The sequence below is a fragment of the Intestinimonas butyriciproducens genome (assembly GCF_004154955.1).
Taxonomy (GTDB): Bacteria; Bacillota; Clostridia; order Oscillospirales; family Oscillospiraceae; genus Intestinimonas; species Intestinimonas butyriciproducens.
On record NZ_CP011524.1, the window covers coordinates 2,775,164 to 2,800,000 of the forward strand.

At 61.0% G+C, this 24,837-nt stretch carries 19 protein-coding genes; 9 read left to right on the forward strand and 10 right to left on the reverse strand.

The features are described from left to right. Window positions 1-4: 4 nt before the first annotated feature. Window positions 5-1,141 (reverse strand): cysteine desulfurase family protein, encoded by a 1,137-nt coding sequence (locus SRB521_RS13690; RefSeq protein ID WP_075704580.1) that lies wholly within the window; start codon window positions 1,139-1,141, stop codon window positions 5-7. 226 nt (window positions 1,142-1,367) lie between these two features. Here SRB521_RS13690 and SRB521_RS13695 point away from each other — a divergent pair, with 226 nt between their 5' ends. After that, on the forward strand, window positions 1,368-2,750 hold the full coding sequence (locus tag SRB521_RS13695; protein ID WP_075704581.1) for an oxygen-binding di-iron domain-containing protein: 1,383 nt from the start codon (window positions 1,368-1,370) through the stop codon (window positions 2,748-2,750). A gap of 99 nt (window positions 2,751-2,849) precedes the next feature. Here the strand turns inward: SRB521_RS13695 and SRB521_RS13700 are convergent, their stop codons facing one another. Together SRB521_RS13700 and SRB521_RS13705 are read right to left on the reverse strand one after the other, a co-directional pair. Continuing rightward, entirely contained in the window at window positions 2,850-3,743 is an 894-nt protein-coding gene (locus SRB521_RS13700; RefSeq protein WP_058118437.1) for a DMT family transporter, read from the reverse strand. Window positions 3,744-3,994: 251 nt separating this feature from the next. After that, window positions 3,995-4,336: a helix-turn-helix domain-containing protein gene (locus SRB521_RS13705; RefSeq protein ID WP_075704582.1), complete on the reverse strand. Its 342-nt coding sequence runs from the start codon at window positions 4,334-4,336 to the stop codon at window positions 3,995-3,997. Window positions 4,337-4,509: 173 nt separating this feature from the next. Between SRB521_RS13705 and SRB521_RS13710 the strand changes: the two genes are divergently transcribed. After that, window positions 4,510-4,752 (forward strand): AbrB/MazE/SpoVT family DNA-binding domain-containing protein, encoded by a 243-nt coding sequence (locus SRB521_RS13710; protein WP_058118439.1) that lies wholly within the window; start codon window positions 4,510-4,512, stop codon window positions 4,750-4,752. Window positions 4,753-4,794: 42 nt separating this feature from the next. On the opposite strand, the gene SRB521_RS13715 is transcribed toward SRB521_RS13710, so the two are convergent. From SRB521_RS13715 to SRB521_RS13745, 7 genes are all read right to left on the reverse strand, one after another. After that, the gene (locus SRB521_RS13715; protein ID WP_116722383.1) at window positions 4,795-7,233 is read right to left on the reverse strand and encodes a glycogen/starch/alpha-glucan phosphorylase; all 2,439 of its coding nucleotides are present in this window, start codon (window positions 7,231-7,233) and stop codon (window positions 4,795-4,797) included. 279 nt (window positions 7,234-7,512) lie between these two features. Then, on the reverse strand, window positions 7,513-9,249 hold the full coding sequence (gene glgA / locus SRB521_RS13720) for a glycogen synthase GlgA (protein WP_116722384.1): 1,737 nt from the start codon (window positions 9,247-9,249) through the stop codon (window positions 7,513-7,515). Between the two features lie 141 nt (window positions 9,250-9,390). Continuing rightward, on the reverse strand, window positions 9,391-10,509 hold the full coding sequence (gene glgD, locus SRB521_RS13725; protein WP_033118095.1) for a glucose-1-phosphate adenylyltransferase subunit GlgD: 1,119 nt from the start codon (window positions 10,507-10,509) through the stop codon (window positions 9,391-9,393). Next, window positions 10,506-11,723: a glucose-1-phosphate adenylyltransferase gene (locus SRB521_RS13730; protein WP_075704585.1), complete on the reverse strand. Its 1,218-nt coding sequence runs from the start codon at window positions 11,721-11,723 to the stop codon at window positions 10,506-10,508. The genes glgD and SRB521_RS13730 overlap by 4 nt, the downstream gene beginning before the upstream one ends. A gap of 61 nt (window positions 11,724-11,784) precedes the next feature. Further along, on the reverse strand, window positions 11,785-13,884 hold the full coding sequence (gene glgB / locus SRB521_RS13735; protein WP_334251582.1) for a 1,4-alpha-glucan branching protein GlgB: 2,100 nt from the start codon (window positions 13,882-13,884) through the stop codon (window positions 11,785-11,787). A 271-nt stretch (window positions 13,885-14,155) separates the two neighbouring features. Then, entirely contained in the window at window positions 14,156-15,286 is a 1,131-nt protein-coding gene (locus tag SRB521_RS13740; RefSeq protein ID WP_075704586.1) for a D-alanyl-D-alanine carboxypeptidase family protein, read from the reverse strand. 219 nt (window positions 15,287-15,505) lie between these two features. After that, a complete protein-coding gene (locus SRB521_RS13745; RefSeq protein WP_242976584.1) occupies window positions 15,506-15,997 on the reverse strand; it encodes a GNAT family N-acetyltransferase in 492 nt (163 codons plus the stop codon). Between the two features lie 208 nt (window positions 15,998-16,205). Here SRB521_RS13745 and hrcA point away from each other — a divergent pair, with 208 nt between their 5' ends. The 7 genes from hrcA to rpiB all read left to right on the forward strand — a co-directional run bounded on the left by hrcA (window position 16,206) and on the right by rpiB (window position 24,803). Then, window positions 16,206-17,264, forward strand: coding sequence for a heat-inducible transcriptional repressor HrcA (gene hrcA / locus SRB521_RS13750; RefSeq protein WP_116722385.1), 1,059 nt, complete (start codon window positions 16,206-16,208; stop codon window positions 17,262-17,264). An 11-nt stretch (window positions 17,265-17,275) separates the two neighbouring features. Next, complete coding sequence (grpE, locus tag SRB521_RS13755; RefSeq protein ID WP_033118098.1) at window positions 17,276-17,836, forward strand: nucleotide exchange factor GrpE; 561 nt, start codon at window positions 17,276-17,278, stop codon at window positions 17,834-17,836. Window positions 17,837-17,923: 87 nt separating this feature from the next. Next, the gene (gene dnaK, locus SRB521_RS13760; RefSeq protein ID WP_116722386.1) at window positions 17,924-19,786 is read left to right on the forward strand and encodes a molecular chaperone DnaK; all 1,863 of its coding nucleotides are present in this window, start codon (window positions 17,924-17,926) and stop codon (window positions 19,784-19,786) included. A gap of 128 nt (window positions 19,787-19,914) precedes the next feature. Beyond that, window positions 19,915-21,075, forward strand: a complete 1,161-nt coding sequence (gene dnaJ / locus SRB521_RS13765) for a molecular chaperone DnaJ (RefSeq protein WP_058118443.1) — start codon at window positions 19,915-19,917, stop codon at window positions 21,073-21,075. A gap of 161 nt (window positions 21,076-21,236) precedes the next feature. Further along, window positions 21,237-23,495: a phospholipid carrier-dependent glycosyltransferase gene (locus tag SRB521_RS13770; protein WP_242976585.1), complete on the forward strand. Its 2,259-nt coding sequence runs from the start codon at window positions 21,237-21,239 to the stop codon at window positions 23,493-23,495. Between the two features lie 15 nt (window positions 23,496-23,510). Next, complete coding sequence (locus SRB521_RS13780; protein ID WP_075704590.1) at window positions 23,511-24,317, forward strand: histidinol-phosphatase HisJ family protein; 807 nt, start codon at window positions 23,511-23,513, stop codon at window positions 24,315-24,317. Window positions 24,318-24,368: 51 nt separating this feature from the next. Then, on the forward strand, window positions 24,369-24,803 hold the full coding sequence (gene rpiB, locus SRB521_RS13785) for a ribose 5-phosphate isomerase B (protein WP_075704591.1): 435 nt from the start codon (window positions 24,369-24,371) through the stop codon (window positions 24,801-24,803). Window positions 24,804-24,837: the final 34 nt, after the last annotated feature.

Consider the following 24,837-nt stretch of genomic DNA (forward strand, 5'->3'; position numbering starts at 1 on the left):
CACCTCACCCTGCGGCGATGCGCGTGTTTTTGATCTCGGTCAGGGCTTCCGTCAGCACCTTTGCCTCCTCCCGGGTGCTGTCCGGACAGAAGGAGACCCGCAGCGTCCCCATAAGCTCCCGCTTGGGCCGTCCGGTGGCGGCAAAGACATGGCTGGGCTTGCCCCTGTGGCAGGCTGACCCGGAGGACACACAGATCCCCCTGTCACTCAACTCCCGCACCAGCATCTCGCTGGGATAGCCGGGCAGAGAGACGGCACAGATGTGAGGCGCGTCTCCCCGGCTCACCACCGCCGCATCTGGGATCGTCGCTTCAAGTAATTCCAAAAAGTAATTTTTTGTATCTGACATACGATTTGTATAGTCTTCCCGGTGCTCTGCCCACGCTCTGCACGCCGCGGCCAGGGCGGCAATCTGCGCCGTGGGCTCGGTGCCGGGCCGGAGCCCGCCCTCCTGTCCGCCGCCGCGCAGCAAGGGCTTTAACTTTACGCCCTTTCGGATATAGAGCGCGCCGATCCCCTTCGGGGCGCGGACTTTGTGTCCGCTGATGGTGAGCAGATCCGCCCCCAGCTCCTCCGGCGTGAAGGGCACCTTGAGAAAGCCCTGGACCGCGTCGGTGTGCAGGAGGGCCGGGCTGCCCGCGCGGCGGATGGCCTGCGCCGCCTCCCTAACGGGCAGGATGGTGCCCAGCTCGTTGTTCACCAGCATCATGGAGACCAGTACGGTGTCGGGCCGGAGCGCAGCCTCCAGCCCAGCGATATCGATGTGTCCGGACCGGTCCGGCCGCAGATAGGTCACGTCGTACCCCTGCCCCTCCAGTTCCCGCAGGGGCTCCAGCACGGCGGAATGCTCGATGGCGGTGGTGATGATATGCTTTCCCTTCCGCCGTCCGTACTCCACGGCCCCCCGGATCGCCCAATTGTCCCCCTCGGTGCCGCAGGAGGTGAACACCAGCTCCTCCGGCAGGCAGCCCAAGGCGTCCGCCACCGCGGCCCGGTCCGCGCTGAGCCGCTCCGCGGCCTGTGCGCCGAATGCATACCCCGAGGACGGATTCCCAAATGCCTCCGTCATGACCTCCAGCGCCGCCTGAGCCGCCTCAGGACACACCCGCGTGGTGGCTGCATTGTCTAAATAGATGCCCATGCTTTTCTTTCTCTCCCCTGTTCCCGTCTTTCTGCCGTACCATTCTACCGCCCAAACGAAGCCCCGTCAAGCCGACAGATGTTTGTGCCCAACCGCCCCAACCGCTTTCGGCCCACTTTCTTACATTTTGAAGGTTGACATACCCGCCCCTGGAAGATATACTTAATTCCGACAGAAATAGAAGGGTTTCCAACTCTCCCAAATGACGATAGAAAGGAACAACGCTATGAGTGCCATTCAATTGCGTGAGGGCGTCTGGTCCGTGGGCGTTCTGAATCCCGCGCTCCGGGTGTTCGATATTGTGATGGAGTCCAGGTATGGGACTTCTTATAATGCTTATCTGGTGACCGGCGGAGAAAAGACCGCCCTCATCGAGGCCGTTCACAAGGACTACTTTGAGGATCTGGTCTCCAACATCGAGGAGATTCTCCCTGTGGAAAAGCTGGATTATCTGATCATGAACCACACCGAGCCCGACCACTCCGGCGGCGTCCGTGCCCTGCTGGATCGTTGCCCCAACCTCACCGTGCTCTGCTCCAGCTCCGCAAAAAAATTCCTCACCTCCATTGCCAATGAGGAATTTCCCTGCCGCGTGGTGAAGGACGGCGATACCCTGGACTTGGGCGGCAAGACGCTGCGGTTCATCAGCGCGCCTCTCCTCCACTGGCCCGACTCCATCTTCACCTGGGACGAGGCGGACAAGACCCTCTTTACCTGCGACTTCCTGGGCTGTCACTTCTGTGAACCCTCCATGCGGGATACCGGCATCCATCCGGAGTACCGCCGCTACTATGAGGCGGAGCTCCTCAACTACTTTAACTGCATTTTTGGCCCATTCAAGCCCGCCGTGCTGGACGGCCTGGACAAGATGCCCGCCAGGGTGGAGCTGGTGTGTACCAGCCACGGCCCCACCCTCTCCCAGTCCATCGGCTATGTGAAGGACTGCTACCGCCAGTGGGCCGCGCCCGCAGTCCGTCCCGATGGGAAAAAGACGGTGGGCATCATCTACTGCTCCGCCTACGGCTGTACCCGCGCTCTTGCCGACGCCGCAGCCAAGGCGCTGACCGCCGATGGGTTGCAGGTGACCACCCTTGACGTGGTCTTTGCCGCCCCGGAGACTGTGTCCGCTCTGGTAAACGCCTGTGACGTGGTCCTCTTCGGCACACCAACCATCAACCGGAACGCCCCCGAGGCCATCTGGAATGCCGTCCACGGTGTGGACGCCATCAATACCCGCGGGCGGGCCGCCGGCGCTTTCGGCTCCTTCGGCTGGACCGGCGAGGCCGCCGGCATGGTCCAGGAGCAGCTCAAGCAACTCAAGTTCAAGACTGTGGAGGCCCCTTTCAAGGTCTGCTTCACGCCCACCGAGGCCGACCTCACCGCCATGGCGGAGTGGGCCCGCGGGGTGGCAGACCTGGTCAAAGCTCCGGAGTCGGTCAAGCCCAAGGCGCAGAAGTACATCTGCAAGCTCTGCGGCTATATTTACGATCCCGAGACGGGCGACCCGGACCGGGGCGTGGCCCCCGGCACCGCCTTTGAAGATATGCCGAAGCTGTGGACCTGCCCCCTGTGCGGCATGGACAAGGCCATGTTCAAGCCCCTGGACTGAGGGCACGCCCCTGCCGGGAATGGGGCGGCTCTCCTGACCGAGATAAAAAAACAGACGTACCGCGCCCCAACGGGGCGCGGTACGTCTGTTTTTATGGACTCACTCCATGCCCAAAATAGCGATGCCCACGGCGGCCACGGCGATGACCGCGTATTGGCCCCGGGTGAGCTTTTCCTTCAGGATGATCCGGCTCCACAGCAGAGAGGCAATGCAGTAGGAAGAGATCATGGGGGCGGCCACCACGGCGTTGGCCCCGATGGCAAACACATAGGCAAACTGTCCCGCGGTCTCGCACAGCGCGCCCACGATCTTGGGCCGCTCTGCGGAGAGGCGGATGCGCTGCTTTTTGATTACCACCACATAGACGAAGGCGAACACCGCCATCAGCAGGAAGGTGAACTCATAGGCGATATTGGCCTGCTCCTCGGCGATGACGGTGTCCAGCAGCAGCGCGTCCACAAAGGTCCCCAGGCCGTCGATGGCACAGTAGAGGAGGGGGAACACGATGGCGATGACGCTGCGGGTGTGCTTTTTGTCGGGGGTGAAGCCCTCCGCCTCCCGGAGCGCGTCGTCCTTTTTCTTCTCAATGTACGACAGGGCAAAGACCCCGGCGCATACCAGCACCACGCCGAAGAGCTGGAGGCCGGTCATGGTCTCGCCCAGGACGAGGAAGCACAGCAGGGCGGCCACCGCTCCGGAGGAATTGCACACGGGGGAGGAGATGGACAGCTCGATGTACCGCAGCCCGGCATAGCCGATGACCATGGAGGTGATGTAGCAGAAGGACGCGGGCAGATAGGTTACGATGTCCCCCAGGGAGAAGGGGGTGCCGGTGGCGATCATGAAGACGGCATGGAGCCCCATGACCACGCCCACCGCCATGACCATTTTCCAGTGGCTGTACGTGTCCTCCGGCTTGGCCCCCATCTTGGAAAAGAGGTCGGAGCCGCTCCAAAAGAGGATCGCGATCAGGGAGAGAAGAAACCAATTCATATTTTGTTGTCATCCTTTCCTTTTCAATCCATTGGGAAGGATGCCCTCCGGAGGCGGCCTGCGGGGAAATCGGGTATTGTGCCAGCACTGGATACGTTTGATGGGACGCCGGTTCAAAGCAAAGGCCACTTCCTTTCTCGGGGCTGGAGCTTTTCGCTCCAAAACCGCCGGCGGATATTATATCTGATTTCCGGCACGGACGCAATCATAAAATACCGCTATTGGATAGAAAAGGCCGGTGGATGTGCCCGTCATCCACCGGTCCTCTCCTTTTTTCTCTCATTGTAGACCTGGATCACATGGTCTACTGCCTCCCGTTCGCTCCCTGTAAGGCGGCGGTACTCGCCAATCAGCCTCCGCTCCTTCTCCGTCATATCCAGGGTCGTCACCGGAAGGGCCTCGCCGTTGAGCAGTACCCACAGGGATACGTCCAGCGCATCGGCGATCTTCTGCGCCGCCTCAATAGATGGAATTCGTATATTCCTAATATAATCGCTGATTGCGCTCTGGGAGACGCCTGACAGCTCTGCGAGTTCTTTTTGATTTTTGCCGCCCCAGTCCAGGAGTTCTTGAATCTTTTCTCCCACGGTCATGCAATCAACTCCCTATTGATTGCATTATATCCATGGACCAGTTCTATTTCTCATCAAACCCGAATTTAACGTTTAAAAACATTATTTCTAGGATTGACACAAGTAAGACAATGTTGTAAAATGTAAATATAAACCAGGGAATAAAAGGATTTTTAAGGAGTGTGTGTCAAATTATGAAATCAACTGGTATTGTACGCAGAGTAGACGAGCTGGGACGTATTGTGCTTCCCATGGAGCTGCGCAAATCCATGGAGATTGGTGAAAAGGCTCCCTTGGAAATCTACGTGGAGGGGAACTCCATCATTCTGAAAAAGCATCAGTGCACCTGTATTTTCTGCGGAGAGACGGAGGACCTGCGCTCCTTTCAGGACAAGTACATCTGTCCCGCCTGCCTGGAGAAGCTCCACGCCCTGTAAAAAATCGCCGCCCCGGACGGGGCGGCGATTTTCTGTTCCGCGTTACAGCTTTTTGGCGGGTACGTCCCAGATGTTCCGGGCGTACTCCCGGATGCTGCGGTCCGCGGCAAAGATGCCGGACCGGGCGATGTTCACCAGCGCCATCCGGTTCCACCGGCCGGGGTCCCGGTAGGTGCGGCCCGCCCGCTCCTGGGCCTCCCGGTAGCTCTCGAAGTCCGCCAGGAGCATATACTCGTCGGCGGGCCCCCCCTTTCCGAAGAGGAGGCGGTTGGTGACGTCGGCATAGCCCACCCCGTCGTCAAAGCCGCGGGTAATCTGGTCGATGACCGCCTTGAGAAACTCATCGTGCATGTAGTACTCATAGGAGCGGTAGCCCTTGGCCTTTTTCTCCGCCACCTCGTTGGCCTTGAGCCCGAAGAGGAAGATATTCTCGTCCCCCACCTGCTGGTGCATCTCCACATTGGCGCCGTCCAGCGTGCCGATGGTCAGGGCGCCGTTCATCATGAACTTCATGTTGCCGGTGCCGGATGCCTCCTTGCCGGCGGTGGAGATCTGCTCGGAGAGCTCGCTGGCGGGCATGAGCTTTTCCGCCAGGGAAACCCGGTAGTTCTCCAAAAACACCACCTGGAGCCGGTCCTTGCAGGCCGGGTCGGCGTTCACGGTGGCGGCAAGGGAGTTGATGAGGTGGATGATCTCCTTGGCCACGGAGTAGCCCGGCGCCGCCTTGGCCCCGAAGAGATAGACCCTGGGGGTAAACTCGAAGTGGGGATCGGCCTTGAGCCGCTGATAGAGATAGGTGATGTGCATGACATTGAGGAGCTGGCGCTTGTACTCATGCAGGCGCTTCACCTGCACGTCGAATATGGCGTCGGTATTCAGCAGGACCCCCGACTCCCGGGCCACATAGCCGGCAAAGCTGCGCTTGTTCTCCGCCTTGATCTCAGCCAGGCGATTGAGCACGCTGGCATCCTCTTTATATCTCTCCAGTTGGACAAGCTTTTCCGGCTGGAGCAGATAGGAGTCCCCGCCGGCGCACTCCCGGATCAGCGCGTCCAGCTTGGGATTGATCTCGCTGAGCCAGCGGCGGTGGTCGATGCCGTTCGTCACGTTCTTGAACTTTTCAGGCGTCTGGACATAGACATCATGGAAGGTCTCCCGCTTGAGGATATCCGAGTGGAGCGCGGATACGCCGTTCACCGCGAAGCAGGCGCACACACAGAGGTTGGCCATGCGCACCTCTCCGCCCCAGATGACGGCCAGATCCCGCACCTTGGACTGGTCGCCGTGGAAGTACTCGTTGAGATGCGCCTGATAGCGGTTGCTGATCTCCACCAGGATCTGCCACACCCGGGGCAGCAGGGTCTCTATGAGCTGCTGCGGCCAGCGCTCCAGGGCCTCCACCATGATGGTATGGTTGGTATAGGCAACAGTATGGGTGACGATGTGCCACGCCTCATCCCAGCCATACCCCTCCTCGTCCAGAAGGATGCGCATGAGCTCGGGGATGACCAGCGTGGGATGGGTGTCGTTGATCTGGATGACGTGCTTCTGATGGAAATTCCGCAGGGTGCCGTACTCCGCCTTGTGCTGGCGGCAGATGCACTGGACCGTGGCGGAGACGAAGAAATACTGCTGCTTCAGGCGCAGGGACTTGCCCTCATAGTGGTTGTCCTCGGGATAGAGGATCTTGGCAATGGACTCCGCCATGGCCTGCTGCTCCACCGCCTTGAGGTATTCTCCCCGGGAGAAGAGGGACATGTCCAGCGGCGTGGGGCTCTTGGCGTCCCACAGCCGGAGGACGTTGACATGCTCGGTGCCGTAGCCCGCGATCTCCATATCCTTGGGCACGGCCAGCACATCGCTGCCCCCCACATAGGCGACCCGGTGGCTGCCGTCCTCGCCCCAGATGTCCCTGACCTCGCCGCCGAAGTGGACCCGCTCGGTCTCATCCACCTTGGGGATCAGCCAGCAGTCGGCCACGTCCAGCCAGTTGTCCGGAAGCTCCACCTGTTGGCCGTCCACGATCTTCTGTTTGAAGAGGCCCAGCTCATAGCAGATGGAGTAGCCGGTAGCGGGGATCTCCAGGGTGGTCATGGACTCCAGATAGCAGGCGGCCAGGCGGCCCAGGCCGCCGTTGCCCAGACCCGCGTCGGGCTCCACCTCAAAGAGGTCGGGGGCGGAGAAGCCCAGGCCCTCGACGGCCTCCTTCAACTGGGGGAGGACCCCCAGGTTATAGGCGTTCTTCTCCAGGGAGCGGCCCATGAGAAACTCCAGGGAGAGGTAGTGGACCTGGCGGGCGTGGCTGTCCCGGATGCGGCTCTCGGTCTCCAGCTCCCGGGCGGACATAATATCCCGGAGCACCAGGGCGCATGCCCGGAACATGTGGACAGGGGTGGCCTCTTCCACTTCCCGGCCGAAATTCCGGCGCAGCTTGCCGATAATCTGCTGCTCCAGCTCTTTTTTGGTGTATTTCTTCGCCATGTGTATGTCTCCATTTCAAAAGGATCGGAGCAGGGACGCAAACGGCGGGGGTCCTCCCCCCGCCTCGTCTGCGTGTGTCTCCGTGTAAGGGTACAATTTTGCGGCAAAAGTCTATCACAGGGGGCCCCGCCCTGTCAACTAAACATGTGCTTATGGCCCGTTTGAAGATTGAAACCATACCCGGAGCTTGGGGCCCCATCCGTCGCCGTGGGGCTTTCCCGCCCTCATGCCGTTTTTTCACAGGCCTTCGGGGGAGCCCAGGACCGAGACGTCCGGCGCTCAGTCCGCCGGCGTCTCCTTCTTTTTCCGCGCCGCCGGCTTTTTTGTTCCGGCCGTACCGGCGCCGGAGGACGCTTTTTTCGCGCCGCCGGAGGAGGCAGACTTCCTGGTCGCCGCCTTCCTGACCGCGGGCCTCTTCACAGGCGCGGCGGGGGGCTCCTCCGCGGGCGCAGCGGGCACCTCCGGCACAGGCTCTTCCGCGAGCGCGGGCGCGGGATGCTCCTCCGCCACAGGCGCCTCGTCGGGAATGGGGACCTCCGTCGGTGCAGGCGCCCCGGCGGGGGCGTGGAACTCTGCCTCCGGGCGCGGAATCCCGGTGATCTGGTAGTACACGCCCTCGTACTCCCGGGCGGGCTCGTTCCAGCTAAAGTCCCGGGTCATGCCGTTATGCTGGAGGCCCCGCCAAGCGCTCTTATCGTTGTAATAGAGGTCCACCGCCTCCCCCAGCACCCACACCATGTCGTGGGCGTTGATGTCGGCAAAGGTAAAGCCGTTGTCCCCAAATACCCCGTGGGGGACCACCGTATCCTTGAGTCCTCCGGTCTCCCGGACCACCGGTACGGTGCCGTACCGCATGGCGATCATCTGGGAGAGGCCGCAGGGCTCGGAGACGGAGGGCATGAGGAACAGATCCGCGCCGCCGTAAATGGCGGTGCTGAGAGCGGCGGAATACTGGATGCGGGCAGAGAAGCGGCTGGGATACTGGGCCTCCGCATGGCGGAACGCCTCCTCAAAATTCCATTCGCCGGTACCCAGCACCACCATCTGCACATCCATATTCATGATCTCTGGGATGGCGGAGGCCACCAGTTCGAAGCCCTTGTGCCGGACCAGGCGGGAGACGCAGGCGATGATGGGCACATTGGGGTCCTCACGCAGCCCCACCGCCCGCTGCAGCGCGGCCTTGCAGGCGGCCTTCCCACCCAGATCGTCGGGCGTGAAGGCCGCGGCCAGCCCGGCACCGTTGGAGGGGTCGTAGAGGTCCGCGTCCAGGCCGTTGAGGATGCCCTGCAGCTTCCAGCGGTTGTCGGCCACCACGCCCTCCAGGCCGTGGGCATAGAAGGGATACTGGAGCTCCTCGGCATAGGTGGGGGAGACCGTGGTCACATAGTCGGCGGCATAAATGGCCCCTTTCATCAGATTCACGTCCCCGTGATAGGCCAGCATATGCTCATTCATATACCCGCGGTTCAAACCCAGCAGGTCCTCCAGCACCTGGTCGCCGTAACGCCCCTGGTACTCGATATTGTGGATGGTGAACACGCTCTTGCTTCCCCGCAACTGCCAGACCCGTTCCCGCTCCTCCAGGAGGTAGATGGGCACCAGAGCGGTCTGCCAGTCGTTGCAGTGGATGACGTCCGGGTGCCAGTCCAGGTGGGCCGGCGTCTCGACGACGGCACGGGAGAAAAAGGTGAACCGCTCGCCGTCGTCATAGTGGCCGTAGACCTCGGCGCGTTTGAAATAATATTCGTTGTCCACGAAGAGGTAGGAGATGTTGTCCTCCCGCAGCTCCAGGATGCCGCAGTAGGGCGTCCGCCAGGCCACCCGGCAGTTCCAGTGGCACAGGAGCTTCATTTTCTCCCGGTACTGCTGCGCCACGCCCTCATAGAGCGGGAGGATCACCTTTACGTCGTGTCCCATTTCGGCCAGCTTTTTGGGCAGGGAGCCGGCCACATCGGCCAGGCCGCCGGTCTTGATAAAAGGGGCTACCTCGGAAGAGGCGAACAGAATATTCATACTTGTCTCCTTTTCATATTCTCAGGGGTGATACACCGCGCGGCCGCCATATACGGGCCCTCCGCCCCATATGGCGGCCGCGTCCTTGTGCCGCTCCGGGACCCGCGCGGCCCCACGGCGGCGCCCGGTCCCTTTGTTATACTATACCACGGCGTTTTTTGCAATCGCCAGCGGGTAGGTCTCGTGACCCATCAGCATCCGCCCGGCGTTCACCTGCACGTTCTTGTCGGTGATGGCGTATTTGAGGGTGGCGCCCTGCTGGATGACCGTGCCCTGCATCAGGATGCAGTTTTGTACCTTGGCACCCTTCTCCACACGGACGCCGCGGAAGAGGATCGAGTTTTCCACCTCGCCCTCGATGATGCAGCCGTCGGCCACCAGGGAGCTTTTGGACTTGGAGAGAGGGCCGTAATAGGTGGAGGGATTGGACATGTCCTTGGTCTTGACCGGACGCATAGGATTGAAGAGATCGGCCCGCACCGCCGGGTCCAGCAGTTCCATACTCCGGGCGTAATAGCCCGCCACGGACTGGAGCCGGGCGGCATAGCCCTCAAAGCAATAGGACATGATCTTGAGCCGGCCGCCCATATTGAGGAGCACGCCCTGGCTGAAGGAGGGGATATTATGGGCGATGCAGTACTCCACCAGGGAGATGAGCAGATCCTTCGACATGATGTACACCTCCATGGATTCGCAGCCCATGGGGTTGATGGGGTGGACGGAGACGTCGGTGATGACGCTGTTCTCATCCACGGTGAAGTAATCGGAGCTTCTGGGATCGCCCCTGGGGACGGGGGTGCAGACGGCGGTAATGTCCGCCCCGGTGCGCAGGTGCTGCTCAAAGACATCGTCCAGATCCAGGTTCACCGCCACATCGCCGCCGGAGAGGACCACATAGTCCTGACGGATACGCTCCAGGTAGGAATAGACACCGGCCAGGGCGTCCATACGCCCCCGGTATTCGCCCTCCCGCCGCTTGTCGGCATAGCCGAAGGGGGGCAGTATCCGCAGACCGCCGTGCTTCCGGGAGAGGTCCCAGTCCTTGCCGGAGCCCACGTGGTCCAGCAGAGACTGATAATTGGCGTGGACGATGAGTCCCACATCGGAGATGCCGGCATTTACCATATTGGAGAGCATGAAATCCACGATGCGGTAGCGCCCGCCATAGGGGATGGAGCAGGTATTCCGGTGCTGGGAGAGCTCCCGGAGCTGCGGATTGGAGCGGTAGGCAAAGATGATCCCGTGCAGCTTGTTGGTCATTTCACCGCACCCCCTTTCACATTCCGGGTGATCATGGCCTTGGGGGGTACCACGGCCTTGTCCCCCACCTTGATCCCCTCGGCTACCACGGCGATGCCCCAGTCGTCAGGGGCGCCTTCCCCCTCCGGCGGCGCGCCCACCTTGGCCTCGGCGCCGATGACGGCGTTTTCCGCCACAATGGCGTACTCCACCGCGGCGCCTTCCCGCACCACCGCGCCGGGCATCAGGATGGAGTAGCGGACACTGGCCCCCTTCTCCACCTTGACCGAGTGGAAGAGCACCGAATTCTCCACCGTGCCGTCCACCTCACAGCCGCCGGTGACCAGAGAGTGGCTGACCACCGCGTCGGGGCCGGTAAAGTGAGGCGGGCGCGTGGGCGTGCGGGCATAGATGGGCCACTCCGTATCATAGAGATTGAAGCCGCTGTGGACGGAGAGCATATCCATATTGGCGTCCCACAGGGAGTCGATGGTGCCCACGTCCTTCCAGTAGCCCTCAAAGCGGTAGGCAGCCATCCGCTCCCCCTTCTCCAGCATGGCGGGGATGATGTTCTTTCCAAAGTCGTTGCTGGACTTCTCATCCGCCTCGTCCGCCACCAGATACTCCCGGAGCTGTTTCCAATTGAAGATGTAAATGCCCATAGAGGCGAGGTTGCTCTTGGGCCGCTTAGGCTTCTCCTCGAATTCATAGATCATGTCGTGCTCGTCCACATTCATGATGCCGAACCGGGAGGCCTCCTCCATGGGGACTTCCATGACGGAGATGGTACAGGCGGCGTCCATGGCCTTGTGATGCTCAAGCATCTTCTCATAATCCATCTTATAGATGTGGTCGCCGGAGAGAATGAGCACATAGTCCGGGTCATAGAGCTGGATAAAGCCGATATTCTGATAGATGGCGTTGGCGGTGCCCTTGTACCAGGTGCCCTTGTCCCCCTCCTTCACATAGGGGGGCAGGATATGGACGCCCCCGTCCGACCGGTCCAGGTCCCAGGGCTGTCCGTTTCCAATGTAGCCGTTGAGCTCCAGCGGCTGATACTGGGTAAGCACTCCCACCGTGTCGATGCCGGAGTTAACGCAGTTGCTCAGGGGGAAATCGATGATGCGGAATTTTCCCCCGAAGGGGACGGCTGGCTTTGCCACCCTGGACGTCAAGGCCCGCAGGCGGCTTCCCTGGCCGCCTGCCAGCAGCATGGCGACGCATTCTTTCTTCATCTTATCGAACACCTCTCTCGCTTTGAAGTGAAACTTGGACGATGGGATGGTCCGCGCCGCACTACGGCTGTTCCTTCTTGACGGCCGGCTTGGGGGATTTCGGCTTCACCATCGGATACCTGGCCTTTTCCTTGACCGCGGGATGGGAGGCTCCGGCCTTGACGGCCGGCTTGGCCGCCTTCTTCTTCACGGCTGGCTTGGCTGCGGACTTGACCGCCAGCGCAGAGGTTCCCTTCCTTCTCCTGGGCGGGAACTTCCGGGTGCACTTGTAAATGACCGCGCTCATGGGGGGCAGGGTGATCACGATGGACTGTTCTCTGCCGTGGCAGGGGATATACTGGCTCTTTACGGCCTCGCGATCCCCCCGGCCCTCGCCTCCAAACGCCGGATCGTCGGTGTTGAACAGGCAGGTATACGCGCCCGCCGCCGGCACGCCCACACAGTAGCCCGTCCGATCTACAGGCGAGAAGTTGCACACCACCACCAGCGCGTTCCCCTTCTTATCCCTGCGGAGGAAGGAAATGGTGTTGGCCTGGCTGTCATCGGCATAAATCCACTCAAAGCCCTCCCAGGAGAAATCCTCCTCCCACAGCGGGGCCTGCGCCAAATAAAAGTGGTTGGCCGCCTGGAAGAAGGCCTGGGTCTTGCGGTTAATCTCATTGTCCAGCAGGTGCCAGTCCAGTGAATATTCAAAGTGCCACTCGTTCCACTGTCCAAACTCGCTGCCCATCATCAGCAGCTTTTTGCCCGGATGGGTGAGCATGTAGGCATAAAAGGCCCGCACACCGGCGAACTTCTCCTCATAGCTCCCCGGCATCTTGTTGAGGAGCGAGCCCTTCATGTGCACCACCTCGTCGTGGGAAAGGGGCAGGATAAAGTTTTCGGAAAAGGCGTACAGGAACGAAAAGGTGATATCCTTATGGTTGAACTGGCGGAAGTAGGGGTCCATCTTCATATAGTGGAGGACATCGTTCATCCATCCCATGTTCCACTTCAGGTTGAAGCCCAGGCCGCCTTCAGAGACCGGATGAGATACCTTGGGCCAGGCGGTGGACTCCTCCGCGACCATCAGCACATCGTCATGGGCGGCGAAGACCCGCTCATTGAGCTTCTGCAGGAAATCCACGGCCTCCAGGTTCTCATTGCCGCCGTGGATATTGCGGACCCACGCTCCGTCCTTGCGGCCATAGTCAAGATACAGCATGGAGGCTACGGCGTCTACCCTCAATCCGTCGATGTGAAACATTTCCAGCCAGAAGAGGGCCGAAGAGTAGAGAAAGGAGCGGACTTCGTTCCTCCCATAGTCAAAGACACGGGTACCCCAGTCGGCGTGTTCTCCCTTGCGCAGATCGGCATATTCATAGCAGGGCTGTCCGTCAAACTCATAGAGTCCGAAGGCGTCCTTCGGGAAGTGGGCGGGTACCCAGTCCAGAATCACGCCCACACCGGCCTGGTGGAGCTGGTCGATGAGATACATCAGGTCGTCGGGTGTGCCAAAGCGGCTGGTGGCCGCAAAATACCCGGTACACTGATAGCCCCAGGAGTCGTCCAGCGGATGCTCGGTGATGGGCAACAGCTCCACATGGGTAAAACCCATCTCCTTTACATATGGGACCAGGTATTGAGCAATGTCCCGATAGGAGAGGAACTCCCCCTCCCCTGTTCTGCGCCAAGACCCCAAATGGATCTCATAGATATTCAGCGGTCTGTGGTAGACCGGGTTGTTCTTCCGGTACTCCAGCCAGGCCCTGTCCCCCCACCGGTATTCCCCCAGCTCATAGAGCTTGGAGGCCGTGCCGGGCCGGGTCTCGGCGTGGAAGGCGTAGGGATCGGCCTTGAGAAGGACGCGCCCGTCCGCAGCTTCCACCGCATACTTATAGATGTCATACCGCTGGAGCCCAGGCACAAAGGCCTCCCAGATTCCCCCGCCCAGCAGGTGCATGGGGCCCCGCTCCGCCTCCCAGCCGTTGAAGTCCCCCACTACCGACACCTTTGCCGCATGGGGCGCCCAGACCCGGAACACATAGCCCGGGATGCCTTCACGCTCCTCCTGATGGGAACCCATGTACTCCCACGCCCGAAGGGCCTCTCCGGCGGCATACTCCTTTATCATTTGCTCCGTCCGGCTGTCCGCCGGAGGGTACTTTTTTGGGCTTTCCATGGCACACTCCTCATTTCATTGGTATATTTATCCAAATTTTAAAAAAATTTTGTCTCATATGTTGTCATTACGGCTAATTGCTTAATTTTTTTGTTCCATATATTTGTATGAATTATACAACACAAACCTTTATCCGTCAAGGCGCAGGTCGCCGCGAATCGTAAATTCTGCACATAAAGTTTCTCAGCTTTTTGTAAGATCGGCATACAGCGCCCACCAAGAGAAAGGCGCCCGCCGGGATTTTATGTCCCGGCGGGCGTCTTTATACCGCTTATCCTGCCATAAATAACTGTTTCACGAACTTTGCAAAGATTCCGGGCAGGGTCAGACGTTCCACAGCCTGGTCGGCCACCAGGGGAATCACCTGCCGCTCCTGTCCCCCCACGGAAACCACCATCTCTCCCAGTTTCTGTCCCTGTTCCACCGGGGCCTCCACATTGTCCGTCAGTCGAAGCTCCGTGGTCACCTCATTGAGTTCATTCCGGTCCACCAGAATCCGGCTGCCCTGTCCCAGAATGGGCTGCACCTGATCCAGGGTACCCAGGGATACCTCCACCGGCGGGATGGCCGCGTCCGGCTGGATATCCAACAGGGTATAGTTGGCAAAGCCGAAGTTCAGAAGGGATTTGGCGCTTTCAAACCGCTGGGCGGAGGTGGGGGACTTCATCACCACGGCGATCAGCTCCATTCCGTCCCGCTCGGCAGTGGCGGACAGGCAGTAGAGAGCGGAGTCGGTGGAGCCGGTCTTCAGCCCCGTACAGCCCTCATAGAATCGCACCAGCTTGTTGGTGTTGGCCAGTTGGAACTGTCCGTCCCGGATGGTGTCCATCCAGATGGTGGTGTACTCCCGGATCTTGGCGTGGCCGATCAGCGCCCGACTCATCAATGCGATATCATAGGCGGAGGTGAGATGTCCCGCCGCCGGAAGGCCCGTACAGTTGAGGAAATTGGTATCCTCCATCCCCAACTCGCGGGCCCGCTGATTCATCCTCTCCACAAAGGCGGACTCACTGCCGGCCAGGTGTTCGGCCAGAGCCACGGCGGCATCGTTGCCCGACACCACGGCGACTGCCTTGAGCATGTCGTCCACCGTCATTTGCTCCCCCTCTTTGAGGTAGACCTGTGACCCTCCCATGGAGGCGGCGCGGGCAGAGACGGTAACCATATCGTCCAGCTTGAGCCGCCCCGAGTCGATGGCCTCCATCACCAGCAGCAGTGTCATCACCTTAGTCACGCTGGCGGGCTCCAGCTTGTCGTGGGCGTGGTCCTCATAGAGGACGGTGCCCGTCTCCTTCTCCATCAGGACGGCGGACCCTGCCTCGGTCTCCGGAGCGCCGGTAACGGCGGCGGCGGGCAGGACCAGCAGACAGGCGCATAGAAATGCCGCGAGAATTCGTTTCATAGTTGGTCTTCTCCTCCATCATCGAAGTTACTACGAAAAGGATGTGGAGGAAGCGAGCCTTCTATACTGGAAGAAATTTTATTTCAGACACCGCCCCGCAATTGCGACGCCGTCCCAGGGCAGAGCAGGCGGGGGCGCATCGGAGAGGCGGTCCAGGGGCCCGGCCGATCGCAAGGGAGCCCCGCGCCGGTCGGGCGCTCTCCCCTTTTCCGATACGCCCTAGAGCTCCATCTTCATCATGATATCGGAGAGCGCAAAGGCCACGTTGTCATGGGCCTCGTAGCGGAAACCGAAGCTTTCATATACATGGAGGGCCGCTTTCAGACTGTGGTGGGAGGTGAGGACCAGGGTATGTACCCCCAGTTCCCGGGCCGCGTCGATGGTTGCACGCATCAGAGCTTTGCCGATCCCACGGTTGCGCCAGGGAGCCTTCACCCCAAATTTGAAGGGCTCCGCCACGCCGTCCCGGAAGAGCTCCAGCATCATCATTCCCACGATCTCTTCCCCCGCCCGGGCCAGAAAGATGCGCCCGCCGCCTGCCAGCACCCGTTCCGGATGCTCCAACTGTTCCAGGTCTGCCGGCTCCAGAATGTCGTTTTCCTCCAGCCAGGGCAGAGAGATCGCCAACAGCTCCGGCTTATATTGGTCCTCGTAGTCGATAATGACAAATTCCTCTGACATATGCTCCCCCACTTTCGCCGTTTTACCCATCTTACCACACTCCCCCCCTTTTGGCAATTCCGCTGGCAATCAAATCCCGCTTTTGCAAGCATAAATCCGGGATTTTTCGTTCACATTTAATTTACATCCTTTGCTATTGACTTTTTTTCCGGGTAGTGGTAGATTTACATTAGCACTCAGAGATGTCGAGTGCTAAGATTTTAAACATACTGAGATTGGAAAAGAAGGTGAGCGCGGTATGGACCTGAGCGACCGGAAGAAAAAAATCCTCCGCGCCATCATCGAAAACTATATCGAGACGGCGGAGCCTGTGGGCTCCAAGGCTGTGGCCTCCACGCCCGGCCTGAACGTCTCCTCGGCCACTGTCCGCAACGAGATGGCGGACCTGGAGGAGCTGGGCCTGCTGGAGCAGCCCCATACCTCCGCGGGGCGGATTCCCTCCCCCAAGGGCTACCGCATCTATGTCAACGAGCTGATGGACGACTACCGCCTGTCGGTCCAGGAGACCAAGCGGCTCAACCAGGCGCTTCACCTGAAGATGCGGGAGCTGGACCAGGTCATCGACCAGGCCGGGCGGGTGGTCTCCCAGCTCACCCGGTATCCCGCCTTTGCCCTGGCCGACCGGGCCAGCAAGGTCACCATCCAGCGCTTTGACCTTCTGATGGTCGCCAGCGACTCCTTCATCATCGTGGTGATGACCGATACCAATGTGGTGCGCAACCGGCTGGTCAGGCTGCCCGCCGATCTCTCGGAGGCACAGCTTCAGCTTTTGAACACCCTTTTGAACACTACCTTTACCGGTCTCACGCTGGATGAGATCACCCCTGAGCTGATGCGGGTAGCCTCCCACGCGGCCGGTGAGGCCTATGGGCTCATCTCCTTGGTGGTGTCCTTCGCCATCGACGTGCTGGAGAGCCTGGAGCAGCGCACCGTCCATACGGCGGGCATCGCCAGTCTGCTCTCCCACCCCGAGTACCAGAGTCTGGACCGGGCCGCCCCCCTCATGAGCTACCTCAGCGAGGATCAGGACGCAGGCCGCTTCCCCATGCCTCAGGTCGGTCCCATGGAGATCCTCATCGGTCCCGAAAACGTAGTAGACGCCCTGAAAGACACCAGCGTGGTGGTGGCAAGCTACGAGATCGGCGACGGTATGCGAGGGGTCATCGGCGTGGTGGGCCCCACCCGAATGGACTACGCCAAGATCACCGCGCGCCTTGCGTATTTCGCCTCCGGCCTCACCCGCCTCTTCGGAACGGGCGAGCTCCCTCCGGCGGACGACGGCGCCAAGGAAAAATAGGAGGAAACACCTTGAGTAAAAAGGATCAGAAAAAGGACCCCATCCAAGAGTCTCCCGCAGAACACGCACAGGCCCAGCCCTCAGCGGAGCCTGACTGTACGCCGGAGGCTGAGACTGCCCCCGATCCCCTGGTGGAGGAGCTGGAAGCCTTGAAAAACGAGCTGGCGGAAAAAGAGAGCAAATATCTGCGTCTGGCCGCTGAATATGATAACTTCCGGAAGCGGTCACAGAAGGAGAAGGAATCCGCCTATGCCGACGCCAAAACCGACGCGGTATCCGCTTTCCTTCCCGTCTATGACAACCTGGAGCGTGCCCTCAAGCAGGAGACCTGTGACGAGGCCTACGCCAAGGGTGTGGAGATGACCATGACCGGGTTGAAGGAGATCATGACCCGGCTGGGCATCGAAGAGATTCCCGCCCTGGGGCAGCCCTTTGACCCCTCGCTTCACAACGCCGTGATGCATGTGGAGGACGAGAGCGCCGAAGAGAACACCGTCGTGGAGGTCTTTCAGGCCGGCTTCCGGCTGGGGGAAAAGGTCATCCGGTTCGCTATGGTAAAGGTGGCCAACTAGAGACGCCAGGGTCCCCCGGAACAGGCGGAAGACGCCGTTTCAGTTGAATTTGTAAAGCCAATTTCTTTATTATTGGAGGAATTTATTATGTCTAAGATTATCGGTATCGACCTGGGTACGACCAACTCCTGCGTGGCTGTTATGGAGGGCGGCGAGCCCGTTGTCATCGCCAATGCAGAGGGCAACCGTACCACCCCGTCCGTGGTGGCCTTCTCCAAGGACGGCGAGCGGATGGTGGGCCAAGTGGCAAAGCGCCAGGCCATCACCAACCCCGACCGCACTATTATGTCCATCAAGCGCGAGATGGGCACCAACCACAAGGTAAACATCGACGGCAAGGCCTACACACCCCAGGAGATTTCCGCCATGATCCTGCAGAAGCTGAAGGCGGACGCCGAGGCCTATCTGGGCCAGAGCGTCACCGAGGCCGTCATCACCGTCCCCGCCTACTTCAATGACGCCCAGCGCCAGGCCACCAAGGATGCCGGCAAGATCGCCGGCCTGGACGTGAAACGGATCATCAACGAGCCCACCGCCGCCGCCGTGGCGTACGGCGTGGACAAGGAGAAGCAGGATCAGAAGATCATGGTCTACGACCTGGGCGGCGGCACCTTCGACGTGTCCATCCTGGAAATCGGCGACGGCGTCATCGAGGTGCTGTCCACCTCCGGCGACACCCATCTGGGCGGCGACGACTTCGACCAGGCCGTGATGGACTGGATGGTAGCTGAGTTCAAGAGCTCCAACGGCATCGACCTCTCCAGCGACAAAGTGGCCATGCAGCGGCTGAAGGAGGCCGCCGAGAAGGCCAAGATCGAGCTCTCCGGCGTCACCTCCACCGCCATTAACCTCCCCTATATCACCGCCGACGCCACCGGCCCCAAGCACCTGGATCTGACCCTCACCAGGGCCAAGTTCGACCAGCTCACCGCCTCCCTGGTGGAGCGGACCTCCGGTCCTGTGCGCCAGGCCATGAGCGACGCCGGTCTCGCCGCCAACGACATCGCCAAGGTCCTGCTGGTGGGCGGCTCCAGCCGTATCCCCGCCGTGCAGGAGATGGTCAAAAAGCTCACCGGCAAAGAGGGCTTCAAGGGCATCAACCCCGACGAGTGTGTGGCCATCGGTGCCGCCATCCAGGGCGGCGTGCTGGTGGGCGATGTGAAGGGCCTGCTGCTCCTGGACGTCACCCCCCTCAGCCTGGGTATTGAGACCATGGGCGGCGTAATGACCAAACTCATCGAGCGCAACACCACCATCCCCACCAAGAAGAGCCAGATCTTCACCACCGCCGCAGACAATCAGACCTCCGTGGAGGTCCATGTGCTCCAGGGCGAGCGGGAGATGGCGCAGTATAACAAGACCCTGGGACGCTTCAATCTGGACGGGATCGCACCGGCCCGCCGCGGCGTGCCTCAGATCGAAGTCACCTTTGACATCGACGCAAACGGCATCGTGAACGTCTCCGCCAAAGATATGGGCACCGGCAAAGAGCAGCACATTACTATCACCTCCTCCACCAACATGTCCAAAGAGGATGTGGAGAAGGCCGTCAAGGAGGCCGAACAGTTTGCCGCCGAGGACGCCAAGCGGAAGGAAGAGGTGGATGTCCGCAACCAGGGCGACCAGATGGTGTACCAGACCGAAAAGGTCATGGAAGAGCTCAAGGACAAGATCGACTCCGGCGACAAGGCGACCCTGGACGCCGCCCTCACCAAGCTCAAGGACGCCCTGAAGGGCACCGACGTGGAGGCCATCAAGTCCGCCACCGAGGAACTGAGCAAGGCCTTTTATCCCATCAGCGAAAAGCTCTATAATCAGGCCGGCGCCCAGGCCGGCGGCGCGCAGGGCAGCGCCGGTTTCACCGGTGGAGCACAGGCCGGCGGCGCGGACACCGATCCCAATGTAGTGGATGCCGACTATGAGGTCGTGGACGACGACGGCAACAAGTAAATCCCGGAATGACCTGACTGCCGTGGGACGGGGGAGCTTCCTCCGTCCCACGCAGAATGTATCGGCGGACGGTCCGCGCCCGCTGTATCTGCGCAATCGATCCTCCTCATTGAAAGAGGTGACCATATATGGCTGACCAAAAACGAGATTATTATGAAGTTCTGGGCGTCTCAAAGGGCGCCACGGACGATGAGATCAAAAAGTCCTACCGGAAATTGGCCAAACAGTACCACCCGGACCTGAACCCGGGCGACAAGGCGGCCGAGGCCAGGTTCAAGGAGGTCAACGAGGCTTACGAGATCCTGTCCGACAAGGAAAAACGCGCCCGTTACGACCAGTTCGGACATGCGGGCGTGGACCCCAACTTCAATCCTGGCGGCGGGTTCGGAGGCGGCTTCGGCGGCTTTACGGATATGGGCGACATCGACCTAGGCGACCTCTTCGGCTCCTTCTTCGGCGGAGGCTTTGGCGGAGGCGGCTCCAGCCGCCGGAACGGCCCCCAGAAGGGGGAGACCATCCGTACAGGGGTCGCCATCTCCTTTGAGGAGGCGGCCTTCGGCTGCGAGAAGGAGGTCACGGTGAGCCGCACCGAGCAGTGCGACGTCTGCCACGGCACCGGATGCGCCCCCGGCACCACGGCGGAGGTCTGCCCGGACTGCCACGGCAGTGGTACAGTCCGCATCCAGCGAGGCGGCGGTGGCTTTTCCTTCGCCACCACCACCACCTGCCCCAAGTGCCGGGGTGCTGGAAAAATCATTCACCAGCCCTGTAAGACCTGCAACGGCGCGGGCAGCGTGCGGCGGCAGAAAAAGCTGGCCGTCACCATTCCTGCGGGCATCGACAACGGCCAGGCCGTCTCCCTCCGGGGTCAGGGCGGTGCCGGCAAGAACGGTGGTCCGGCGGGTGATCTGCTCATCGCCGTCACGGTGAGGCCCCATCCCACCTTCCGCCGGGAGGGCACCTCCGTCTACATGGACCAACCCGTCTCCTTTGTCCAGGCCGCTCTGGGTGCCGAGCTGGAGATCCCCACCATCGACGGCACGGTGAAGTATACCATGCCCGAGGGGACCCAGTCGGGCACCACCTTCCGGCTGCGCGGGAAAGGCATCCCCGGTCTCAACGGCCGCGGGCGCGGCGATCAGTACGTCACCGTCAAGGTCCAGGTGCCCACCGGCCTCTCCCGTGCCCAGAAGGACGCGCTGAAGGCGTTCGGCACCACCATGGGTGAAACAGCGCCTGAAACCGATTCCTTGAAGAATCTCTTTGACAAGCACAGGAAAAAGAAATAAAATAAGGGGCGGCCCATAGGGCCGCCCCTTTTGTTTTTCCGCCCTTCTGCGGAGCGCAGCGGGACAGGCTGTGATCCCTGCCCACTTCATCCGCCCCTTCCACACGGGTCCCTGTTTCCCATGGAAAGCACGCCCTTTTTTGAAAGCCTCGGAGGTGTCCTATGTCCGACCTCGCGCAGAACTTGGAGTCCGGCTTCCGGCAGTATATCTACCCCTGTCTTACCGGCATGGCCTTTGCCCTGGTGGTACTGCTGGGGATCGTCCTCTTCTTCTCCGCCTATTGCTCCGCCTGCCGCCCGCGCCGGGGCAACGTGGAGTGGATCGCCCTGCGGGAGCGCCGTACCCGGCGCGGCTTTTCCCTTCCGCTGCACCCCATGGAGCGGCGGGACGCCCTCCCTCTGCTCCTGATCACTGTGCTTTACGCCTTCAGCGCCTTTTTCCGGTTGGGCTCCCTCTCCGCCCCACAGTCGGCCCTGGACCTGGGGGACAACGGCTCCGTGGAGATCGAGCTCTCGGAGCAGGTCTATCTTACCAAGCTGATGTACTTCTCCAACCTGGGGACCGGAAGCTACAATCTGGAGGTCTCCGCAGACGGGGAGACTTGGTACACCCTTTGGGCCAGGAAGGACGAGGAGGGGGATGTGACGGGCTACTACTGGGCCGACGCCGAGGGCTATTCCCCCAGTTACGCCCTGCTCCAGAAGTATAACGATCTCTTCAAGTGGCTGGAGATCGAGCCGGAGAACCCCCAGAACGTCCGCTATCTCCGTCTCACCGGCAAGGCTGACAAGGGTCTCCTGGAGCTGGGAGAGCTGGCTCTTTACAGCGCCGTCGGAGAAAGCCGAGACCCCCTGGGCCGCCTCAACGTCTCCCCTGCTCCCCTGTCGGCCCGGAACGGCGCCGACCTCACCGGCATCACCGTATCCGGGGCGGACGCCCTTTTTGACGAGCAGGACACCGTTCCGGCGCAGTCCACCTGGTACAATTCCGCCTACTTTGATGAGATCTATCACGCCCGCACCGCCCTGGAGCATTTGGAGGGCGTTTATCCCTACGAGGTCTCCCATCCGCCTTTGGGCAAGCTCATCATCGGTCTGGGGATCCGCGTCTTTGGCATGACCCCCTTCGGCTGGCGCTTTATGGGGACCCTTTTCGGCGTCTGCATGCTCCCTATCCTCTACGTGTTTTTGAAAAATCTCTTCGGCAGAACGGCGGTGGCCGCCTGCGGTACCTGTCTGTTTGCCTTCGACTTCATGCACCTCACCCAGACCCGTATCGCCACCATCGACACCTACGGCGTCTTTTTCATTCTGCTGATGTATTTCTTCCTTTACCGCTATCTGACCCTCCCGGCGGGCACGCCTTTCCTGCGGGGCGCCCTGCCCCTCTTTCTCTCCGGGCTCTTCTGGGGGATCGGGGCGGCCAGCAAATGGACGGTGATCTATGGTGCGGCGGGCCTGGCGGTACTCTACTTCATCGGCCTCCATGCCAAGTGGCGGGCTTGGCCCGTGGGAGAACAGGCTCCCAGGTTCGCCCCCTGGCTGGTCAAGACGCTGCTCCTTTCCGCCCTGTGCTTTGTGGCGATCCCGGCCTGTATCTACTGCCTGAGCTACCTCCCCTATGCCCAGGCCAAGGGGGTGGACCTGTCCTTTGCCAACACACTGGCCGGGGCGCGGGAGAGTCTGCCGGTCCTCATACAGAACCTCTGGGGCAGGTACACCGGCGGAGAGGGCTTCCAGGCCGCCTCCATCCCCAAGGACAGCCTGCCGGGAATCATGGCCGACAACCAGTGGTTTATGCTCACCTACCATGAGGGGGTCCACGCCGCTCACCCCTATTCCTCCCGCTGGTATCAGTGGCTCGTGGACGCCCGGCCCATCCTCTACTACCTGGACAACAAATCCGGCGCCGCACAGGAACTCAAGGCCGCCTTCGGCTGTTTCAACAACCCCATTGTCTGCTGGGCAGGTCTGCTGGCCATGCTCACGCTGCTCCTGCCGCCCCTTCTGTCCCTCCTGTCCACTCTTACCCGCCCCCTGCGGGCGCTCCTGGCCCGCCTCCTGCCTGGCGGAACGGTCCGCTGCGACGGTGCGCCGGTCCTGGACTTTCTGGCCCCTGACGGGCGGGGGATCTTCATCCTCATCGGCTATCTCTCTCAATTCCTCCCCTGGGTGTTCATCGGCCGTACCACGTTTGAATACCACTACTTCCCCTCCACGGTCTTTCTGGTGCTGGCCGTCTCCTATGTGATGGATGGGATGATCCGGCGCAGGCCAGATGCCTGGAGGGGGCCGGTATACGGTCTCACCGCAGGGGTCGTCGGGCTTTATGTCCTTTTCTACCCAGTCCTCATCGGACTGATGACGCCGACCTGGTATACGTCCAATATCCTCAAGTGGCTGCCCTCGTGGCCCTTCTGACGGAGGTTCTTTTCTATGTACTATGCAGATTACCACACCCACTCCCGCCTCTCTCCCGACAGCGACGCCCCCCTCCTCGACATGGCGGAGGCCGCGGCCCGCGCTGGCCTCTCCGAGCTGTGCATCACCGATCACTACGATCTGGTGGAGATGGACGGCACCCCCCGGACACAGCCTCTGGACTGGCCCGCCGCCGTCGCCCAGTGGGAGGAGGTCCGCCGTCGGATGGCGGGGCGCCTCATCCTCAAGCTGGGCGTGGAGTTCGGAAGCCCCACCTATGACCACACCGCCGCCCGGCGCACTCTGGATCAGTCTCTGCTTGATTTTGTGATCGGTTCTCTCCACAACTACTCCCCGGAGGCGGGCGGCGCGGACTTCTATCTGGGCGACTACACCTCTCCGGATATCTGCTATGCCGCGCTGGACGACTATTTCGCCCATATGGCGCGCCTTGCGCCGCTGCCCTTCTATGACAGTCTGGGCCACATCATCTACCCCCTGCGGTATATGTGTATGCGGGATGGCCAGAGCGTCTCGCTGGACCGCTATATGGACGCCATCCGGGAGATCCTGAAGACAGTGGTGGAGACCGGCCACGGCATAGAGGTCAACACCTATAACGGCCGGACCGTCTCCGACTGGCGCCCTATTCTGGATCTGTACCGAGAAGTGGGCGGCGAGATCCTCACCGTGGGCTCCGACGCCCATGCCCCCCGGAACGTGGCCCGGGGCATTCGGGATGCCTATGCGCTCATCGCGGAGGCCGGGTTCCGGTACGTGGCGGTCTACGCGCGGCGAAAGCCGGCCTTTATTCCGCTATAAAAGGCGGACCACGTTGCAACGTTGAATCAAAAAACTTGGAGGTATTTTATCATGATTGCACTCGGTTCCGATCACGGCGGATATGGCCTGAAGCAGCACATCAGGGACTATCTTGACTCCCACGGGCTGGACTATCGAGATTTCGGCTGCATGGACGAGAGTAGCTGCGACTACCCTGTCTATGCCAAGGCGGCGGCTGAGTCCGTAGCCTCCGGCCAGTGTGAGAAGGGCATCGTCATCTGCACCACCGGCATCGGCATCTCCATCGCCGCCAACAAGGTCCGCGGCATACGCTGCGCCCTGTGCACCGATCCCCTCATGGCGGAGATGTGCCGCCGTCACAACGACGCCAATATGCTCGCCCTCGGGGCGGGCATCGTAGGTCCCAATCTGGCCGAGCGTATCGTGGAGGCCTTCCTTACCACAGAATTTGAGGGCGGTCGCCACGCCCGCAGAGTGGGCCTGATCACGGAGATGGAGCATTGAGCCTTGTTTCAAAAAAGGGCCGCCACACGATGAG

Excerpts from the sequence above, each read along its gene's own strand:
- glgB (WP_334251582.1), bottom strand. The coding sequence starts at position 13,884 with ATGGAAAGCCCAAAAAAGTACCCTCCGGCGGACAGCCGGACGGAGCAA.
- SRB521_RS13715 (WP_116722383.1), bottom strand. The coding sequence starts at position 7,233 with ATGGCGAAGAAATACACCAAAAAAGAGCTGGAGCAGCAGATTATCGGC.
- SRB521_RS13740 (WP_075704586.1), bottom strand. The coding sequence starts at position 15,286 with ATGAAACGAATTCTCGCGGCATTTCTATGCGCCTGTCTGCTGGTCCTG.
- hrcA (WP_116722385.1), top strand. The coding sequence starts at position 16,206 with ATGGACCTGAGCGACCGGAAGAAAAAAATCCTCCGCGCCATCATCGAA.
- rpiB (WP_075704591.1), top strand. The coding sequence starts at position 24,369 with ATGATTGCACTCGGTTCCGATCACGGCGGATATGGCCTGAAGCAGCAC.
- dnaK (WP_116722386.1), top strand. The coding sequence starts at position 17,924 with ATGTCTAAGATTATCGGTATCGACCTGGGTACGACCAACTCCTGCGTG.
- SRB521_RS13710 (WP_058118439.1), top strand. The coding sequence starts at position 4,510 with ATGAAATCAACTGGTATTGTACGCAGAGTAGACGAGCTGGGACGTATT.
- glgA (WP_116722384.1), bottom strand. The coding sequence starts at position 9,249 with ATGAATATTCTGTTCGCCTCTTCCGAGGTAGCCCCTTTTATCAAGACC.
- glgD (WP_033118095.1), bottom strand. The coding sequence starts at position 10,509 with ATGACCAACAAGCTGCACGGGATCATCTTTGCCTACCGCTCCAATCCG.
- dnaJ (WP_058118443.1), top strand. The coding sequence starts at position 19,915 with ATGGCTGACCAAAAACGAGATTATTATGAAGTTCTGGGCGTCTCAAAG.
- SRB521_RS13770 (WP_242976585.1), top strand. The coding sequence starts at position 21,237 with ATGTCCGACCTCGCGCAGAACTTGGAGTCCGGCTTCCGGCAGTATATC.
- SRB521_RS13780 (WP_075704590.1), top strand. The coding sequence starts at position 23,511 with ATGTACTATGCAGATTACCACACCCACTCCCGCCTCTCTCCCGACAGC.
- SRB521_RS13700 (WP_058118437.1), bottom strand. The coding sequence starts at position 3,743 with ATGAATTGGTTTCTTCTCTCCCTGATCGCGATCCTCTTTTGGAGCGGC.
- SRB521_RS13705 (WP_075704582.1), bottom strand. The coding sequence starts at position 4,336 with ATGACCGTGGGAGAAAAGATTCAAGAACTCCTGGACTGGGGCGGCAAA.
- SRB521_RS13695 (WP_075704581.1), top strand. The coding sequence starts at position 1,368 with ATGAGTGCCATTCAATTGCGTGAGGGCGTCTGGTCCGTGGGCGTTCTG.
- SRB521_RS13730 (WP_075704585.1), bottom strand. The coding sequence starts at position 11,723 with ATGAAGAAAGAATGCGTCGCCATGCTGCTGGCAGGCGGCCAGGGAAGC.
- SRB521_RS13690 (WP_075704580.1), bottom strand. The coding sequence starts at position 1,141 with ATGGGCATCTATTTAGACAATGCAGCCACCACGCGGGTGTGTCCTGAG.
- SRB521_RS13745 (WP_242976584.1), bottom strand. The coding sequence starts at position 15,997 with ATGGGTAAAACGGCGAAAGTGGGGGAGCATATGTCAGAGGAATTTGTC.